Raw genomic sequence first — 16,924 nt, forward strand, 5'->3', positions numbered from 1 at the left:
CGAGAAACTCACGTGCCTTCCGGCGTGTCGTGCCGGGTAACGTCTCGCGCCGGGAAACGGCCGCCCCCGGGGTTTCCGGTGGACCGGGCGGCCGCGCTCGCCCCCGCCTCTGTTACGGCCGCTGGCTCCCGTCTCTGTCCCCGCCCGTGTCCCCGCCCGCGCTCGCCGGCCGGTAGGTGAGGACGACGACGCCGGAGTCGAACGCGGTCGAGTCCGTGAGCTCCAGGGTCGTTTCGGTGCCGTCGCGGAACAGGCGCTGCCCCTCGCCACGGATGACGGGGTAGATCCAGATCCGGTACTCATCCAGGAGGCCGTGCTCCATCAGCGCGTCCGTGAGCCGGCCACACCCCCAGATCAGGATGTCCTTGCCGTCCTGCTCCTTGATTTTGGCGACCTGTGCGGCCAGGTCGTCTCCGGGGATGACGACGGTGGGGTCCCAGGCGCCGGTGTCGACCGGCTGGGAGGCCACCACGTACTTGGTGATGGCGTTGACGTGGTCGGAGTAGGGGTTGCCGCCCATGTTCGGCCAGGCCTGAGCCATGCCCTCGTAAGTGACGCGGCCCAGCATCAGCGCGTCGCACCCGGTGGTCATGGTGAACGCGTAGGCCATGGCGTCTTCGCTGTTGTACTGCATGGACCACAGGTGGGGTTGTCGATGAAGCCGTCGAGCGTGCTGTAGGTCGAGGCGATGATCTTCCGCATGGTTCTCTCCGTATCGTGGTCGTGTTGTCGATCAAGTCGTGCACAGGTGTCGTGGAGCGAGACGAGCTCACAGGGTGTACGGGCACCTGGCCCGCGCATCCCGCAGCGCGCGGGCCCACCAGACCAGCCGGTCCAGCGTGGCCGTGGCCGCGGCGTTGCACTCCGCGGTGGCCTTGGGCCAGGTGCCGTCGGCGGCGAACAGGTCCCAGTAGCAGGGCAGGCTGATCACGTCGCGGATGGCCACGGCGTGCAACTCGGTGAAGACCTGGCGGAGCTGCTCGATGGCGTGCAGGCCACCCGACTCCCTGCCGTACGCGACGAAGGTGACGGGCTTGGCCTGCCACTCCTCGTGGTACCAGTCGATCGCCGTCTTGAGCGGAGCGGGGAAGCTCCGGTTGTACTCCGGGGTGACCACCGCGAAGGCGTCGGCGGCCGTCAGCCGTGGCGCCAGCGCCCGAACCCGCTCGGGGAGGGGCTCCTCGTGGTCGGTGAGGGTCTGCGGCAGGTCGGCCTCGGCCAGGTCGACCAGGTCGATGTCGAGGTCGCCGCGCCTGCGGGCTCTGGCGGCGAACCAGCCGGCCACAGTGGGTCCGAACCGGCCCCTTCGGGTGCTGCCGATGATGATCGCCACCCGCAGCCGCCGCTGGTTCATCCCGATCCTCCTCTCGCCGACTTCGCGGACGAGCCGTTCGTCCGGGCCGCCGCCGCCCACGTGACGGAGCTGCGGCTGACCGCGCACGAGGACCTCGCGGAGGTACGGCTAGCACTGGGCGAGCACGCCCTGCTGGCCGGGGAGCTCGGTCATCTGGTGGCCGAGCATCCGCTGCGGGAGAGGCTGCGCGCCGTGCACATGCGCGCCCTCTACCGCGCCGGACGGCAGAGCGAGGCGCTGAGCAGCTACGAGACGCTGCGCGTGCTGCTGGCCGACGAGCTGGGGCTGGATCCGGGCGCCGACCTGGTCGCCCTGCACCGGGCGATCCTGACCCAGGATCCGGCGCTGGCCGGGGCGGCCGTACCAGACTCCCCCTCGGCACGGCCGGTCACGAACCTGCCCGCGCCGCTCACCGGCCTGATCGGCAGGGACGACGCGGTCGCCGAGATCCGCGCACGGCTGGCTACGGACCGACTGGTGACGCTCGCCGGACCCGGCTGGCGGTGGAGGCCGCCGGGCGTCTGGCCGAGTACGACTCCGACACGTCTCCCGCCTCGGACGCATTCCCCGACGGCGTGTGGTGGGTGGAACTGGCCGCGCTGGACAGGCCGGCCGACCAGGACGCGCTGACCAGGCTGGCCGAGACGATCATAGGAGCGCTGGACATCAGGGACGGCGCGGCTTCCGGGCAGCCGGCCGAGCCGGTGACCGCGGTGGATCGGCTCGCCGACGCGCTTCGCCCCCGCCGGCTGCTGCTCGTGCTGGACAACTGCGAACACGTCGTCGAGCCGCTCTCCGAGCTGGCCGAACGGCTGCTGCGGTCGGCTCCGGGGATACGCCTCCTCGCGACCAGCCAGGAGCCGCTCGGGCTCGCCGGCGAGGTGGTCTGGGGTGTTCCTCCGTTGGAGGTTCCCGGCCACGCCGCCGACCTCGCGGCGAACTGGCCGCGACGAGGGTGCGCGCCCTGGGCGTGCACGGCCTGGTCGACCGCCTGGACGACCGCTTCCGGCTGCTGTCCACCGGACACCGCGGCGCCCCGCCGCGCCAGCAGACCCTGGCGGCGATGATCGGGTGGAGCTGGGATCTGCTGACCGAACCGGAGCGCGTCGTGCTGCGCCGGCTGGCCGTACACGCTGACGGCTGCACCCTGGAGGCGGCCGAGGCCGTTTGCGCCGAGGACGGTCTGGACGTGCTCGACCTGCTGGCGCGCCTCGTGGACCGGTCGCTGGTGATGATGGCGGACGGGCCCGACGGGCCCCGGTACCGGCTGCTGGAGTCGGTGGCGGCGTACTGCGTCGAGCGTCTCCGGGAGGCGGGGGAGTTCGACCGGATCCGGCGGCGGCACCACCGCTTCCACATCGCCTTCGCCGAGCGGGCCGTACCACACCTGCACGGGCCCGGCCAGCGGCGCTGGCTGCGGCGCCTCGACGCCGAGGCGGCCAACCTGCGGACCGCGCTGAACGCCGCCGTCAGGGACGGCGACGCAGACGACGCGCTGCGCCTCGTCAACGCGATGGCCTGGTACTGGTTCCTGCGCGGGCGGCTGGCCGAGGCCCGGCGGTCCCTGACGGCGGCGCTGGCCGTCACCGTCAAGGACGGGAAGGACGGGAAGGACGGGAACGCGGCTTCCGCGCACCGGGCCGAGGCGCTGGCCTGGAACGCCGGCATCGGGTTCCTCCAGGGTGACGTGGCAGACCGGGAGGACCGTCGCCGGGCGGCCCTGCGGATGTACGGGGAAGCCGGCGAGCCGGGCGGGCTGGCCCGGGCCCAGTGGTTCCTGGCCTACGCCGGGATCGATCTGGGTGACCTCGCCGTCGCCGGTGAGCTGCTGAACCTGGCGCTCCCCGTGTTCCGGTCACGCGGCGACCTGTGGGGGACGGCGGCGACCCTCGCCACGCGGGCCAAGCTCGCGCACATACGGGGCGACCTCGACTCGCTGCGCCGCGACGGTGAGCGGAGCCGCGAGCTTTTCGACGAACTCGGCGACCGCTGGGGCCAGCCAGAGGCCACCGGCTGGCTCGGCGCCGGACACCACGAGCGCGCCGCCCGGATCCTGGGCGCGGCGGCCGCGGCCCGCGCGTCAGGCTCCCTCTCCCCGGCCCCCGCGGAGCGCGTGGACATCGACCGGATCACCGGGCGGGTCCGTCTGGCGCTGGGCGAGGAGCGCTTCGCCGCCGAGGCCGGACATGGTGCCACCCTCACCCCCGACGAGGTGCGGTCGCTGATGGTCGCCCCCGACGCCCGAACGACCGGCGCTTAGGAGTCCTTGGAGGACGTGTCGGCGTAGCGGGCGAGGTAGAGCGGCTCACCCAGCGCCCGGATGAGCTCGAGCTCGGTCTCCAGGTAGTCGATGTGCTCTTCCTCGTCGGCCAGGATCTCCTCGAAGATCCGGGCGGAGGTGATGTCGCCCTTCTCTCGCATCAGCGCGATGGCCGGTCGCAGCCGCTGCACCACCGAAAGCTCGACGTCGAGATCGGCTCTCAACTGCTCCTCGACCGTCTGCCCGATGTGCAGCGTGCCGAGCCGCTGATAGTTGGGCAGCGCCTCGAGGAAGAGGATGCGATCGGTGAGGCGCTCGGCGTGGCGCATCTCGTCGAACGACTCTTCGCGGGTGCGCTTGGCCAGTTTGGTGTAGCCCCAGTTTTCCTGCATCTTGGAATGCAGGAAATACTGGTTGATCGCGGTCAGCTCGGCGGTCAACTGCTCGTTGAGCAGCTCGATGATCTGCTTGTCGCCCTGCATGAAACGGGCCCCCTGCGCTAAGCGGTCGTCAGTTCCTCAGACCGCTTCAGGATCGCACAGATCTTCCGGACACATGTGGCACAGTCGCCCCCGGCGCCGGTGGTGTCGCGAACCTGGCGAGCGCTCCGGGCCCCGGCCGCGATGCAGTCGTGCACCTCGTTCTCGGTCACGGCACGACACACGCAGACGTACATCCCGGGGGGCCTCTCAGGAAAGGAGCCAATAGAAGGTAAGGCATGCCTAAGATAGCTCACTTTGGTAAGGCTTGCCTATGTGGGCTCCGCCACAGCGGCCGAATCCCCCGGGAAGACGTCAGTGACCTCGGGCGATCCACTCCTCGAGATGCGGAGCCTCGGCCCTGATCGTGGTGGAGTCGCCATGGCCGGTGTGCACCACGGTCTCGCCGGGCAACACCAGCAGCCGGTGCCGGATCGACTCGATGATCTGCTCGAACGACGAGTAGGACCGCCCGGTCGCGCCGGGGCCGCCCTTGAACAGCGTGTCGCCGCTGAACACCGCGCCGGGCTCGGGCGCGTGCAGGCAGACCGCGCCCGGCGAGTGGCCCGGGGTGTGCAGCACCTCCAGCACGATCCCGCCGGCCTCGATCTTCTCGCCGTCGGCCAGCGGTTCGTACGGAACCGCGTCGTCGTACACCTGCTCCCACAGCACCTGATCGGCAGGGTGCAGCCGGATCGGCGCGCCGGTGAGGTCGGCGAGCTCGGCGGCGGCGTTGATGTGGTCGTTGTGCGCGTGGGTGCAGACGATGGCCTTGACCCTGCGCTCGCCCACCCGGTCGGCGATCGCCCGCGCGTCGTGCGCGGCGTCGACCACGATGACCTCGCGGGCGTCGCCGACCAGCCAGACGTTGTTGTCGACCTCCCACGTGCCGCCGTCGAGCGAGAACGTCCCCGAGGTGATGACTCTGTCGAGCATCTAGAGGACCACCACCGAGCGCAGGACGTCGCCGCGGTGCATCTTGGCGAACGCCTCCTCGACCTGGCCGAGCTCGATCGTCTCGGTGACGAACTTGTCGAGCGGGAGCCGGCCCTGCAGGAACAGGTCGATCAGCATCGGGAAGTCACGGGAGGGCAGGCAGTCGCCGTACCAGGAGGACTTGAGCGAGCCGCCGCGGCCGAAGACGTCGAGCAGGGGCAGCTCCAGCGTCATGTCCGGAGTCGGCACGCCGACCAGGACGACCGTGCCCGCCAGGTCGCGGGCGTAGAAGGCCTGCTTGTAGGTCTCGGGCCGGCCCACGGCGTCGATCACCACGTCGGCGCCGAACCCGCCGGTGAGGTCGCGGATGGCCTCGACGGGGTCGTTCTCGCGGGAGTTGACGGTGTCGGTGGCGCCGAAGTCGCGCGACCAGGCGAGCTTGCGGTCGTCCACGTCGACAGCGATGATCTTCGACGCGCCGGCCAGCGAGGCGCCGAGGATGGCGGCGTCGCCGACCCCGCCGCAGCCGATGACGGCCACGGTGTCGCCTCTGGCGACGTTGCCGGTGTTGAGCGCGGCGCCGAGGCCGGCCATGACACCGCAGCCGAGCAGCCCGGCCACCGTGGCGGGGGCCTCGGCCGACACCTTCGTGCACTGGCCGGCGGCGACCAGCGTCTTGCTCTGGAACGCGCCGATGCCCAGCGCCGGCGAGAGCTCGGTGCCGTCGCCCAGCGTCATCTTCTGGGCGGCGTTGTGGGTGTTGAAGCAGTACCAGGGCCGGCCGCGCAGGCAGGCGCGGCACTGGCCGCACACGGCCCGCCAGTTGAGGATCACGAAGTCGCCCGGCTCGACCTCGGTGACGCCCTCGCCGACCGCCTCGACCACGCCCGCCGCCTCGTGCCCGAGCAGGAACGGGAAGTCGTCGCTGATGCCGCCCTCCCGATAGTGGAGGTCGGTGTGGCAGACCCCGCAGGCCTGCACGGTCACGACCGCCTCGCCCGGACCCGGATCCGGCACGATCACCGTCTCGACTGACACTTCCTGGCCCTTACCTCGGGCGATGACGCCCTGCACTTCGTACGGCATGGCAGCCATCTTGTGTCAGTGGGGTGATCTCCGCAAGACATGGGGCTGCACCACGCCGAGGCCGCGTGCGGGCCGGCGCCTGATGCGGCGCACCTCGAACTCCGGCCGGTCGCCGAGATCCTCGGCCATCCCGGAGTCGACGATGATCGTGCCGGGCCGGGCGATCGAGGTGAGCCGGGCGGCCAGGTTGACCGTGGTGCCGAAGACGTCGCCCAGGATGGGCAGCACCGGTCCGTAGGCGAGGCCGATGCGCAGCTCGTCGCTCTCCATCAGGTCGACCGCGATCGCCGCGGCCTGGGCCGGGGTCGGCGCGGTGAACAGCACCTCGTCGCCGAGCGTCTTGACCAGCCGGGCGCCGTGGGCGGCCACCGCGTCGGCCGCGCGGGCCTCGAAGCCCTCGACGAGCTCGGCCAGCTCCCGCTCGGCCAGCTCGCTGGCGCGCCGGGTGAACGAGACGAGGTCGGCGAAGCCCACCGCCAGCGACACGCGGGTCGGCAACGGCTCGGAGTGGGATTCGGCCACCGTGAGCAGGCGGGTGCCGGCGGCGGCCAGCTGGGCGCGCCACACGTGGACCAGCACGCGCTCGAAGTCGGGCAGCAGCCGCCCCGCCGTGTCGAGGACGCGGGTCAGGTCCTCGTCGGAGGGTTCCTCGTCCGGCGGCAGCATCGCGCCGATCATGATCTCGGCCTGCCACTGCGCCAGCCGGGCCGTGGTCCGGCCGAGCGCGCGGGACATCCGGATGACCGTGCGCTCGTCGAGCAGCCCGCTGTCGAGCATCGTGCGCACCCGCCGCAGCGCGGCCACGTCGCCGTCGGAGAACACGACGGCGTCGTCCGCCAGCGAGGCGAAACCGAGGGCCCGCCAGATGCGCTCGCTCAGCTCGGCCGGGACGCCGGCCGCGGCGGCGACCTCACCGCGCGTGTAGCGGGCGGGCATGCCGAGGAGCAGGCGGTCGATCTCCTCGGCGGTCGGCCTGCCTCTGGCCTCTGGCGCGTCCACGTGTGGAGGCTACGCGATGTCAGCGACCGTCGATGCTGCCGTCGGAGGCGTCTTCGAGCAGGCGGAACAGGTCGGTGCGGACGTCCTGGATCTTGGGGATGTCGCGGAGCACGATCTGGCCCCTGTCGCCGGCGGACTCCACGGACAGGGTGCCGCAGCCGAGGAGGCGCTCGGCGAACGTCTGGTCGGAGCTGACCGTGTTGACCTTGGCCATCGGGATCTCGTCGGTCGACTTGTTGAGCACGCCCGTGCTGATGGTGAACCGATGGGTGGTGAGCACGTAGGCGGTGTTCTTCCACTGCAGGTAGGGGACGAACGACCAGACGGTCAGCAGGATCAGCGCGACGACGCCGACGGCGACCCTGGCGAAGAAGGCGTACTCCCAGTCACCTGGGATGAAGTACAGTCCCGCGCCCGAGGCCGCGGCGATGAGCACGAGCGCGACGACGGGGACGACGAGCCGCTTCCAGTGGGGATGGAAGGACCTGATGCGCCGCTCGCCCTGCGTCAGGTGGTGGTCCGGGATGGTCATGGGCAAATCGTGCCACCTCAGCGCGCCCGCGGCTATGCCGACGGGCGAACGTGCACCACGTCTCCGGCGCTCAGCGCGTGGCGGTCGCCGCCGGCCGTGACCTGGAGGTGGCCGGCGTGGTCGATGCCGGTGGCGGTGCCGGTCAGGATGCGCTCACCGGGCAGCTCGACCCTGATCTCGCGGCCGATCGTCGCGCTCGACGCCTGGTAGGCCGCGCGCAGCCCGCACGCGTCGGCGTCGCCGGCCGCCTCGCTCCAGTCGCGGTAGTGCGTCTCGACCTCCCTGAGCACCGCCCGCAGCAGTGGATCGCGGTCCACGAACGGCGCGGCGTCCGCCGAACCGGACTCGATGGCCAGCGACGTGGCGGTCTGCACGGGCAGCTCGTCGGACCTGATCGAGACGTTCAGCCCCATCCCGATGACCACCGCGTCGCCGGCGCGCTCGGCCAGCACCCCGGCCAGCTTACGCTCGCCGATCAGCAGATCGTTGGGCCACTTGAGGCGCACGTCCACCTCGGCCAGCCGGCGGACGGCCGACGCGGCGGCCACGCCGAACAGCAGCGGGAGCCAGCCGAGGGTGCCGACCGGCGGGGCCGGCCTGAGCAGGACGGAGACCATCAGGCCCGAACGCGGCGGCGCGCTCCACACGCGGCCGAGCCTGCCGCGACCGGCGAACTGCGTCTCGGCCACCAGCACCGCTCCCTCGGCCGTGCCCTGACGAGCGGCCTGGGCGAGGTCGGCGTTGGTCGAGCCGGTGCGTTCGACCACGGTCACGCCGGTCCACAGGCTGCCTGGGCGGACCAGGGCGCGGTTGAGCGCCGCCTCCGAGAGCGGAGGGCGGTCGAGATCGGAATAGCGCGAGTCGGGCACCCCTCCATCTTCGCCGACTTATCGGGTGCCCTTCACCGACGCCGCTGTCGGGATGCTCGCGCGCCAAGGGCAAGATGGGAGCGAAAGACCTGAGCAAGCGGAATGTGGTGAGCGATTCATGGCACGTCTGGATCCGCGCAACTGGGCGTCGTGGCGGCCGTTCGGCATCGGCCTGCGCAAGCCGAACAACTACCTGGAGCTGGTGAAGGCGTTCCGGTCGGTCAAAGGCAACCGGCGTTACGCCTGGCGGATCCTCAACCAGGGCACCTGCGACGGTTGCGCCCTGGGCACGCAGGGCATGCGCGACTGGACGATGGATGAGATTCACCTGTGCAACATCAGGCTCCGGCTGCTCCCGCTGAACACGATGCCGGCGCTCGACGTCTCGCTCCTGGAGGACGTCTCGGGGCTCACCGGCAGGAAGAGCGCGGAGCTTCGCGACCTGGGGCGGCTGCCGTATCCGATGCTGAGGCGAGCGGGCGAGCCGGGCTTCACCCGCGTGTCGTGGGACGAGGCGCTGCGGGTGGCGGCCGGCGGGCTGCGTGACGCGCGCTTCGGCGCCTACCTGACCAGCAGGGGCGTGCCCAACGAGAACTACTACGCGGCGCAGAAGGCGGTGCGCGCGCTCGGCACCAACAGCGTCGACAACGCGGCCCGCATCTGCCACTCACCCTCGACCGTGGCGCTCAAGGAGACGATCGGCGCGGCGGCCACGACCTGCTCCTACACCGACTGGATCGGCTCCGACCTGATCGTCTTCATCGGGTCCAACCCGTCGAACAACCAGCCCGTGGCGATGAAGTACCTCTTCCACGCCAAGAAGGCCGGCACCCGGGTGGCCATGGTCAACGCCTATCGCGAGCCGGGCATGGACAAGTACTGGGTGCCGTCCAACGCGGAGTCGGCGCTGTTCGGCACGAAGATCACCGATGAGTTCTTCGGCGTCAACGTGGGCGGTGACATCGGCTTCCTCAACGGCGTGCTCAAGCACCTGATCGAGCACGACTGGGTGGACAAGACGTTCGTCGACGAGCACACCACCGGCTTCGAGGCGCTGCGGCGCACGGTGTCGGAGCAGTCGTGGGAGGAGCTGGAGGCGCTGTCCGGGGCCTCGCGTGAGGAGATGTTCCGGCTGGCCCGGCTGCTGGGCGAGGCGAAGTCGGCGGTGCTCGTCTGGTCGATGGGCATCACGCAGCACACCTTCGGCGAGGACAACGTACGGGCGATCGTCAACCTGGCGCTGGCGCGCGGCTTCGTGGGGCGCGAGCACTGCGGGCTGATGCCGATCCGCGGGCACAGCGGGGTGCAGGGCGGCGCCGAGATGGGCGCGTACGCCACGGGCCTGCCGGGCGGGCTGCCCATCACCGCCGAGAACACCGCGAAGTTCTCCGAGCTGTGGGGCTTCGAGGTGCCCGGCACGCCCGGCCTGACCGTCGGCGACATGATCGACGCGGCTCACTCGGGCGAGCTCGACGCGCTGGTCTCCAGCGGCGGCAACTTCCTGGAGGTGCTGCCCGACCCGGCCTACTGCCGGGAGGCGCTGTCGCGGCTCAGGCTGCGCGTGCACATCGACATCGTGCTGTCGTCGCAGATGCTCGTGCCGTCCGACGGCGATGTGCTGCTGCTGCCCGCGCAGACCCGCTACGAGATGGTCGGCGGGGTGACCGAGACCTCGACCGAGCGGCGGATCATCTTCTCCCCGGAGGTCGAGGGGCCGCGCATCGGCGAGGCGTGGCCGGAGTGGAAGATCTTCACCGAGCTGGCCGCCCGTGCCCGTCCCGAGATCGCCACCGCCGTGCGCTTCACCGGCACGCCCCAGATCCGCGCGGAGATCGAGCGGGCCGTGCCGTTCTACCAGGGGATCGCCGGCCTGCGCTCCTTCGGCGACAACGTGCAGTACGGCGGGCGCCACCTGTTCTCCGGCGGCCGGTTCCAGACGCCCGACGGGCTGGGCAGGTTCTCGGCCGTCCGGCTGCCCGCCCTGGAACGTTCTGACGGCACGTTCACCGTGGCCACCCGGCGCGGCAAGCAGTTCAACAGCATGGTCCACGAGCGTCGCGACGGCTTCAACGGCGCGGCGCGCGAGGCGGTGCTGATGAGCCCGTACGACGCCGACCGGCTCGGCCTGCCCGACGGCACCGAGGTCGAGCTGCGCTCCGGCGAGCGCGTCTACCTGGGCAGGGTGCTGCGGGCGCCGCTGATGCCCGGCAACCTGCAGGTCCACTGGCCGGAGGGCAACGTACTGCTCGACGAGACGCGCCGCTCCCCCGACGCGAAGATCCCCGACTACAACGCCTCCGTGACCGTGCGGCGGACATGACGGGGCGTCCGGGGCCCACGAGGCCGATCCGCGTCCTGGAGCTCTCCGGCTCCGTCTCCCGCGAGCGCCGCGACGACCTGGCCACCGAGGAGCCGCTGGAGATCCGCCTCACCGCCCCCGGCGGCGCCCGCAAGACGGTGGCGATCACCATGCGGACCCCTGGTCACGACTTCGAGTTGGCCGCCGGATTCCTGCACGGCGAGGGCCTGGTCGAGCCGGGCGGCATCGCGGCCATCGGCTACTGCGTGGACGAGGACCTGCCGTCCGAGGCCCGCTACAACACGGTCACGGTGCGGCTGCACGGCCCGATCCCCGACCTGCCCGCGCTCGATCGCCACTTCCTGACCTCCAGCGCCTGCGGCGTCTGCGGCGCGGCCAGCCTCGACACGCTCCGCGACCGCTGCCACCCGCTGCCGCGCGGCGCCGTCGAGCTCAGCCCCGACATCCTGTACGGCCTGCCGGAGAGCCTGCGCAAGGCGCAGGGCGTGTTCGGCAAGACCGGCGGGCTGCACGCGGCGGGCCTGTTCACCGCAGAGGGTGAGCTGGTGGCGGTCAGGGAGGACGTGGGCCGGCACAACGCGCTGGACAAGCTGGTCGGCTGGTCGGCCCTGAACGAGGCGCTGCCGCTGGACCGGCACGTGCTCATGGTCAGCGGCCGGGCGAGCTACGAGATCATGCAGAAGGCGCTGGCCGCGGGCATCGCGGTGGTGTGCGCGGTGTCGGCCCCCTCGTCGCTCGCGGTCGACGTGGCCAGGGACTTCGGGATGACGCTCGTCGGGTTCCTGCGCGGGGAGCGGTGCAACGTCTACGCGGGACACGATCGGATCGTCGTCGATGCGGATCGCCTTTGACTGGATCGCTCTAGATAAGGAATGAAGCGTTCCGTTCTGCTATAGTTGGAACAGAACACGCCGTTCCGCATGAGAGGGTCATCCCATGACCGAGATCCGCCCCTTCCGCATCGAGATCCCCCAGGCCGACCTCGACGACCTGCGCGACCGGCTCCGCCGCACCCGGTGGACCGGCGAGCTCCCCGGCCAGGGCTGGACCCGCGGCGTGCCGGTCGGCTACCTGCGCGAGCTGGCCGCATACTGGGCCGACGGTTACGACTGGCGCGCGGCCGAAGCCCGGCTGAACACGTTCCCCCAGTTCCTCACCGAGGTCGACGGCCAGGACATCCACTTCGCGCACGTCCGTTCGGCCAACCCCGACGCCACGCCGCTGCTCCTCCTGCACGACTGGCCCGCCTCGTTCGCCGTGTTCACCGAGGTCGTCGAGGAGCTGTCCCGCGACTTCCACGTGGTGGCCGCCGACCTGCCGGGCTTCGGCTTCTCCGGCCCGCTCAACGCCCCCGGCTGGACCATCGGCAAGATGGCCGGCGCGCTCACCGAGGTGATGGCCCGGCTCGGCTACGAGCGCTACGGCGTCCAGGGTCAGGGCGGGGGCGCCTGGACCGCCGTCGAGATAGGCCGCCAGGCCCCGGGCAACGTCGTCGGCGTCCACGTCAACGGCCTGGTCACCTTCCCGTCGGACGACCCCGCCGACTTCGCCGGGCTGACCGAGGCCGAGCAGGAGCGTCTCGCCCGGCTGCAGAACTTCCGCGACGACATGATGGGCTTCAACGTCATCCAGTCCACCCGCCCGCAGACCCTGGCGTACGGGCTGCACGACTCGCCCGTCGGGCAGCTGGCCTGGATCGTGGAGAAGTTCAAGGAGTGGACGGACGCCGAGAGGGAGCTGCCGGAGGACGCGGTCGACCGCGACCACCTGCTGACCAACGTGAGCCTCTACTGGTTCACCGGGACGGCCGGGTCGTCGGCGAACTTCTACTACGAGTCGAGCCACGACGCCGGCGCCTGGGGCCCCAAGGAGCGGGGCACCGTGCCCACCGGCGTCGCGGTGGCGCTGAGCACCGACGTCACCATCCGCCGCTTCGCCGAGCGCGACAGCGACGTCACCTACTGGAGCGAGCTGGAGCGGGGCGGCAACTTCCTGCCGCTGGAGCAGCCGGCGGCCTTCGTGGCGGACGTGCGCCGCTTCTTCGACGGCCTGTGACCGGCTCCCCCGGGGCCGCAAAGCCCCAGGGGCCGACTTTGGTCGGACGCGTGGCTGCCAAGGTCTGATGTGGCCGGAGTCATCGCTCTCTAGCGTCGTGGGAATGACGCAGACCGATTCGCCGATCTCCGCCCGCATCCGCGAAGTCGACGCCATGAGAGGGTTCGCGCTGGCGGGCATCCTCGTGGCGAACATCGGCTTCCTCGCCGACCCCGGCTACGCCATGGCGGGCGCCATGACCATCTCCGAAGGACCGGTCGCGTACGTGATCAACACGCTGGTCCTGACGAAGTTCTACGTCATCTTCTCGTTCCTGTTCGGCTACTCCTTCACCCTGCAGCTGAGGGCCGCCGAACGGGCGGGGGCGAGCGTGAAGGCGCGGACCCTGCGGCGGTGCCTGGGCCTGTTCGTGATCGGCCTGCTGCACGGCGTCCTGTTCTGGATCGGCGACATCCTCACCCTGTACGCCGTCCTCGGGCTGGCCCTGCTGGCCCTGCGCGGCATCAGGCCCCGGACCGCCGTCGTCATCGGCTCGTCGATCATCGGCTTCCTGACCGTGTGCTATCTGCTGCTCGCCTGGCTGACCACCCTCGATCCCGCGGCGCCGGCCCCCGCCGACCCGGCCGAGGCCGCCCGCGTGCTGGCCCTGGCCACCGGGGGCCCGCTGGACTTCCTCTCGTTACAGCTGGAGCTCTACCCGTCGCTCGCGCTGACCGTCTGGGGCTTCCAGGGCCCGACCGCCCTGGCGCTGTTCCTGTTCGGACTGGCGGCCCGGCAAGTCGAAGCTGCTGGAGGAGCCCGAGCGGTGGGCCCACCTGCTCCCCCGGATCCAGTGGATCGGGTACGGCGCCGGCCTGCCCTCGGCCGCCTTCTTCGCCTGGAAGTCCGTCAACGAGGACGCCCTCGCCCTGGTCGCACTGGCCCAGAACCAGGTGACGTCGCTGCTGCTCGCCGCCGCCTACCTGGCCACCCTGCTCAGCCTGATGAGGAGACGCCCGGCCATCGCCGGCCTGCTCGCCCCGGCCGGACGGATGGCCGCCTCCAACTACATCGGCCAGTCGGTGCTCATCTGCCTGGTGTTCACCGGTTACGGCCTCGCGCTCGCGGGCCGCCTCTCACCCCTCGCCGTCATGGGCGTCGCGGCCGTGATCTACGCGATCCTGCTCGTGCTCAGCGCCTGGTGGCTCCGCTCCCACCGCTACGGGCCCGTGGAGTACGGCCTGCGCCGCCTCACCCACTGGACCTGATCAATTGGACATCTCGTGGCCGAAGGCTCAGAAGGACGAAACCGTCACGTCGCACACCAACTGCTACCCTATGGCACTACTTGATTACACTGCGTCACAACGGGAGCTCTTGTGAAGGTCGCCTGCGTCGGTGGTGGACCCGCCAGCCTGTACTTCTCGATCCTGATGAAGCGGGTGGATCCGTCCCATGAGATCGCCGTCTACGAGCGGAACCCAGCCGGGTCGACGTACGGCTGGGGGGTGACCTACTGGGAGGAACTGCTCAACAATCTCCACGGCGCCGATCCCGAGTCCGCGCGCGCCATCAGCGAGAGCTCGGTCCACTGGGACAGCTGGGTCGCGCACATCGACGACCGCACGACGGTGACGGTCGAGAACGGGGACGAGGGCTTCGGCATCGGCCGTCACCAGCTGCTCGGCATCCTCACCGACCGGGCCCGCTCCCTCGGCGTGCACGTCGAGTTCGAGCACGAGATCGCCGGCGAGGACGAGCTGGCCGACGCCGACCTCGTCGTGGCCGGCGACGGGGTCAACAGCGTGCTGCGCGAGCGCCACGCCGGCCATTTCGGCACCGAGGTCGCGGTCGGGCGAAACACCTACATGTGGCTCGGCACCACCAAGGTCTTCGACTGCTTCACCTTCGCCTTCGTGGAGACCGCGCACGGCTGGATCTGGTGCTACGGCTACGGATTCGGCAAGGAGCACAGCACCTGCGTCGTCGAATGCTCCCCCGCGACCTGGAGGGGGCTCGGGCTCGACCAGACGAACGAGGCCGACAGCCTGGCCCTGCTGGAGAAGCTGTTCGCCGACATGCTGGACGGGCACCCGCTGATCGGCCGGGCGCACCCTGACGGCAGCGCGCACTGGCTGAACTTCCGCACCCTGACCAACCGCAGGTGGTATCACGACAACCTCGTGCTGCTCGGCGACGCCGCGCACACCACGCACTACTCCATCGGCGCGGGCACCGCCCTCGCGCTGGAGGACGCCGCCGTCCTGGTCAACGCGCTGCACACGGACACACGACTCCAGCCCGCCCTCGCCCGCTACGAGCGGCAACGCCAATCCGCGATCCGGCCCGCCCAGAAGGGGGCCCGCAACAGCGCCCAGTGGTACGAGAACCTGCCGCGCTACATCAACCTCCCGCCGCAGCAGTTGATCACGCTGCTCGGCCGGCGGCACTCCCCGCTGCTCCCGCACGTCCCGCCGCGGCTGTACTACCGGATCGTCCAGGTGACCGCGCGGTTCGAGTCGCTGCGCAGGTTCGGGCGAGGCTCGCACGAAGCGTGCGCGCCGGAACGTTGAGGCTATGCCCGGTAAGCGGTCAAACCGGGACCGCCGGGCGATCCGCCGCCCGGAGCGACGGCCGATCACGCCCGCGAGACACCCTTCGTAGTGTCCGCGGCGTCAGCCGTTCTCCTCGATCCACCGGTCGAGTTCCGAACGCGCGCCCCGGAACCGGGGAAACCAGAGGTCCGCCTCCCTGGGATCGAACTCCCGCAGTTCGGCAATCTGCTTGTTCCAGTCTTCGGCGGTCTCGGCGATCAACTCCCGGAACTTGGCCTCCAGCGTGCGCCGCACGAACGGCAGGACGATCGCCGCGAGCGGGCGGACCCAGCCACGTCCCCGCGCGTCCAGTGTGAGAACCAGCCGCCACTTCCCGCCGTCCGTGGCCGCCGGCCTGACCAGCAGCCGGCCCTGCCCGAACGGATGGCGGAGCAGAACCATCACCGGGGCGCGCCCGCGGGCCGGCGCTCCGCCCTCCACCTGCCGCCACCACCGTCGGCAGTCGAATTCCATGGCCCAGGACAGACGCTGAGAGCGCTTCGCGGCATGGTGCGTGCCGCCGGCCACGACCGACTCCAGCGCGTCGGGATCGCGCAGTTTCACCGTCCAGGTGGTCCTGTCGTCGCCGGGATGCCAGGTCGTGATGGTCGCGCTCACCTCACCCCTGCGCTCCCACGAGGTGAGCGCCAGCTCGCTGGTCGTGCCGTCCCCGGCCTCGCCGTCCACCGGGCCGACATGGCGCTGATAACGCGCGCCGGGGGTCAGGTGCTCGCCTTCGACGAGGGTGACGTCGGCAAGGTCCTCATCGCCCTGGATCCAGCCGTCGTCATCCAGGGTCAGGTCTTCGGCGCGGTCGAGCAGGGCGCGTACGTACCCCTCGAACCAGTGCTGCGCCAGCGCCTCGACGACGACCTCACCGCGCAATCGGGCCATACAGCCATGATCAAGGCAAAGCCGGGCCGATGTCCAGATTTGTCGCCCGCCGACCGTCCGTGCCGGCATCCACGTCGACGTCGTCGAGGTGGCGGAGGAGGCGTGAGAGCACCCGGATGCAGGCGGTGACCTCGGCCTCGGTCAGGTCGCCGCCCACCTGGCGCAGCACCGCGCGCTCGCGGTCGATCACGGCGGTGATGGCGGCCCGGCCCTCCCCGGTCAGCCGGATGAGCGAGGACCTCTTGTGCGCCGGGTTGGGGACGAACTCGACCAGGCGGCGCGCGGCCGCGTCGTTGATCATGCGCTGTACGAACTGGCGGCTCAACGCCTGGGCCCGACCCATCTGGGGGACGGTCATGGGCCCGTGCTCGCGGAGCAGATTGAGCACGGCCCGCACCCCCACCGACAGCCCCTCGATGGGCGCGTCCTGCTCCACCTTGCGCTGGGCGCGCCGGTACAGCGGCCCCACCAGGTCGAACACCTCGATGAGCCGGTCACTCGACGCTTCGGACGCCGGGCCGCGGCCTGTCTCGCTCACCACACCATGATGACACCTGAGTTGCCATC

19 protein-coding genes are annotated in these 16,924 nt (G+C 70.9%); 8 read left to right on the forward strand and 11 right to left on the reverse strand.

Annotated elements, in window-relative coordinates; genetic code table 11:
* Positions 1–112 precede the first annotated feature (112 nt).
* Both AB0C16_RS18670 and AB0C16_RS18675 read right to left on the reverse strand, forming a co-directional pair.
* A complete protein-coding gene (locus tag AB0C16_RS18670) occupies positions 113–634 on the reverse strand; it encodes a dihydrofolate reductase family protein (protein ID WP_357684375.1) in 522 nt (173 codons plus the stop codon).
* Between the two features lie 135 nt (positions 635–769).
* Positions 770–1,354: an NAD(P)H-dependent oxidoreductase gene (locus AB0C16_RS18675; protein ID WP_357684377.1), complete on the reverse strand. Its 585-nt coding sequence runs from the start codon at positions 1,352–1,354 to the stop codon at positions 770–772.
* A 60-nt stretch (positions 1,355–1,414) separates the two neighbouring features.
* On the opposite strand from AB0C16_RS18675, the gene AB0C16_RS18680 reads away from it, so the two are divergent.
* Genes AB0C16_RS18680 through AB0C16_RS18690 form a run of 3 tightly spaced genes read left to right on the forward strand, consistent with a single transcriptional unit; the run spans position 1,415 to position 3,614 of the window.
* Positions 1,415–1,984: an AfsR/SARP family transcriptional regulator gene (locus AB0C16_RS18680; RefSeq protein WP_357684379.1), complete on the forward strand. Its 570-nt coding sequence runs from the start codon at positions 1,415–1,417 to the stop codon at positions 1,982–1,984.
* A complete protein-coding gene (locus AB0C16_RS18685) occupies positions 1,930–2,421 on the forward strand; it encodes a hypothetical protein (RefSeq protein ID WP_357684381.1) in 492 nt (163 codons plus the stop codon). Before AB0C16_RS18680 ends, AB0C16_RS18685 begins: the two co-directional genes overlap by 55 nt.
* Positions 2,310–3,614, forward strand: coding sequence for a hypothetical protein (locus AB0C16_RS18690; RefSeq protein ID WP_357684383.1), 1,305 nt, complete (start codon positions 2,310–2,312; stop codon positions 3,612–3,614). The genes AB0C16_RS18685 and AB0C16_RS18690 overlap by 112 nt, the downstream gene beginning before the upstream one ends.
* Here the strand turns inward: AB0C16_RS18690 and bfr are convergent.
* The 7 genes from bfr to AB0C16_RS18725 all read right to left on the reverse strand — a co-directional run bounded on the left by bfr (position 3,611) and on the right by AB0C16_RS18725 (position 8,515).
* Positions 3,611–4,096 carry a bacterioferritin gene (bfr, locus tag AB0C16_RS18695; protein WP_357684385.1) on the reverse strand — a complete coding sequence of 162 codons (486 nt, stop codon included), beginning with the start codon at positions 4,094–4,096 and terminating at the stop codon, positions 3,611–3,613. The genes AB0C16_RS18690 and bfr overlap by 4 nt on opposite strands.
* A 17-nt stretch (positions 4,097–4,113) precedes the next feature.
* On the reverse strand, positions 4,114–4,290 hold the full coding sequence (locus AB0C16_RS18700) for a (2Fe-2S)-binding protein (protein WP_357684387.1): 177 nt from the start codon (positions 4,288–4,290) through the stop codon (positions 4,114–4,116).
* Positions 4,291–4,408: 118 nt separating this feature from the next.
* On the reverse strand, positions 4,409–5,029 hold the full coding sequence (locus AB0C16_RS18705; RefSeq protein ID WP_357684389.1) for an MBL fold metallo-hydrolase: 621 nt from the start codon (positions 5,027–5,029) through the stop codon (positions 4,409–4,411).
* Positions 5,030–6,115, reverse strand: coding sequence for an S-(hydroxymethyl)mycothiol dehydrogenase (locus AB0C16_RS18710; RefSeq protein ID WP_357684391.1), 1,086 nt, complete (start codon positions 6,113–6,115; stop codon positions 5,030–5,032). It abuts the gene before it with no gap.
* Positions 6,116–6,130: 15 nt separating this feature from the next.
* Complete coding sequence (locus AB0C16_RS18715) at positions 6,131–7,114, reverse strand: adenylate/guanylate cyclase domain-containing protein (protein WP_357684393.1); 984 nt, start codon at positions 7,112–7,114, stop codon at positions 6,131–6,133.
* A gap of 19 nt (positions 7,115–7,133) precedes the next feature.
* Positions 7,134–7,646 carry a PH domain-containing protein gene (locus AB0C16_RS18720; RefSeq protein ID WP_357684395.1) on the reverse strand — a complete coding sequence of 171 codons (513 nt, stop codon included), beginning with the start codon at positions 7,644–7,646 and terminating at the stop codon, positions 7,134–7,136.
* A 32-nt stretch (positions 7,647–7,678) separates the two neighbouring features.
* Positions 7,679–8,515: a biotin--[acetyl-CoA-carboxylase] ligase gene (locus tag AB0C16_RS18725; protein ID WP_357684397.1), complete on the reverse strand. Its 837-nt coding sequence runs from the start codon at positions 8,513–8,515 to the stop codon at positions 7,679–7,681.
* Positions 8,516–8,633: 118 nt separating this feature from the next.
* Between AB0C16_RS18725 and AB0C16_RS18730 the strand changes: the two genes are divergently transcribed.
* The 5 genes from AB0C16_RS18730 (at position 8,634) to AB0C16_RS18750 (ending at position 15,442) form a co-directional block, all read left to right on the forward strand.
* The gene (locus AB0C16_RS18730; RefSeq protein ID WP_357684399.1) at positions 8,634–10,835 is read left to right on the forward strand and encodes an FdhF/YdeP family oxidoreductase; all 2,202 of its coding nucleotides are present in this window, start codon (positions 8,634–8,636) and stop codon (positions 10,833–10,835) included.
* Positions 10,832–11,686, forward strand: coding sequence for a formate dehydrogenase accessory sulfurtransferase FdhD (gene fdhD, locus AB0C16_RS18735; RefSeq protein ID WP_357684401.1), 855 nt, complete (start codon positions 10,832–10,834; stop codon positions 11,684–11,686). The genes AB0C16_RS18730 and fdhD overlap by 4 nt, the downstream gene beginning before the upstream one ends.
* A gap of 85 nt (positions 11,687–11,771) precedes the next feature.
* On the forward strand, positions 11,772–12,890 hold the full coding sequence (locus tag AB0C16_RS18740) for an epoxide hydrolase family protein (protein ID WP_357684403.1): 1,119 nt from the start codon (positions 11,772–11,774) through the stop codon (positions 12,888–12,890).
* Positions 12,891–13,675: 785 nt separating this feature from the next.
* Positions 13,676–14,137, forward strand: coding sequence for a DUF418 domain-containing protein (locus AB0C16_RS18745; protein ID WP_357684463.1), 462 nt, complete (start codon positions 13,676–13,678; stop codon positions 14,135–14,137).
* Positions 14,138–14,248: 111 nt separating this feature from the next.
* Positions 14,249–15,442: an FAD-dependent monooxygenase gene (locus AB0C16_RS18750; RefSeq protein WP_357684405.1), complete on the forward strand. Its 1,194-nt coding sequence runs from the start codon at positions 14,249–14,251 to the stop codon at positions 15,440–15,442.
* A gap of 102 nt (positions 15,443–15,544) precedes the next feature.
* Here the strand turns inward: AB0C16_RS18750 and AB0C16_RS18755 are convergent, their stop codons facing one another.
* Both AB0C16_RS18755 and AB0C16_RS18760 read right to left on the reverse strand, forming a co-directional pair.
* Positions 15,545–16,357 carry a hypothetical protein gene (locus AB0C16_RS18755; protein ID WP_357684407.1) on the reverse strand — a complete coding sequence of 271 codons (813 nt, stop codon included), beginning with the start codon at positions 16,355–16,357 and terminating at the stop codon, positions 15,545–15,547.
* A 10-nt stretch (positions 16,358–16,367) separates the two neighbouring features.
* Positions 16,368–16,895 (reverse strand): MarR family winged helix-turn-helix transcriptional regulator, encoded by a 528-nt coding sequence (locus AB0C16_RS18760; protein WP_357684409.1) that lies wholly within the window; start codon positions 16,893–16,895, stop codon positions 16,368–16,370.
* Positions 16,896–16,924: the final 29 nt, after the last annotated feature.

Origin of the sequence: Nonomuraea sp. NPDC048916, assembly GCF_040649575.1 — a bacterium.
In the GTDB taxonomy this organism is placed as follows: domain Bacteria; phylum Actinomycetota; class Actinomycetes; order Streptosporangiales; family Streptosporangiaceae; genus Nonomuraea.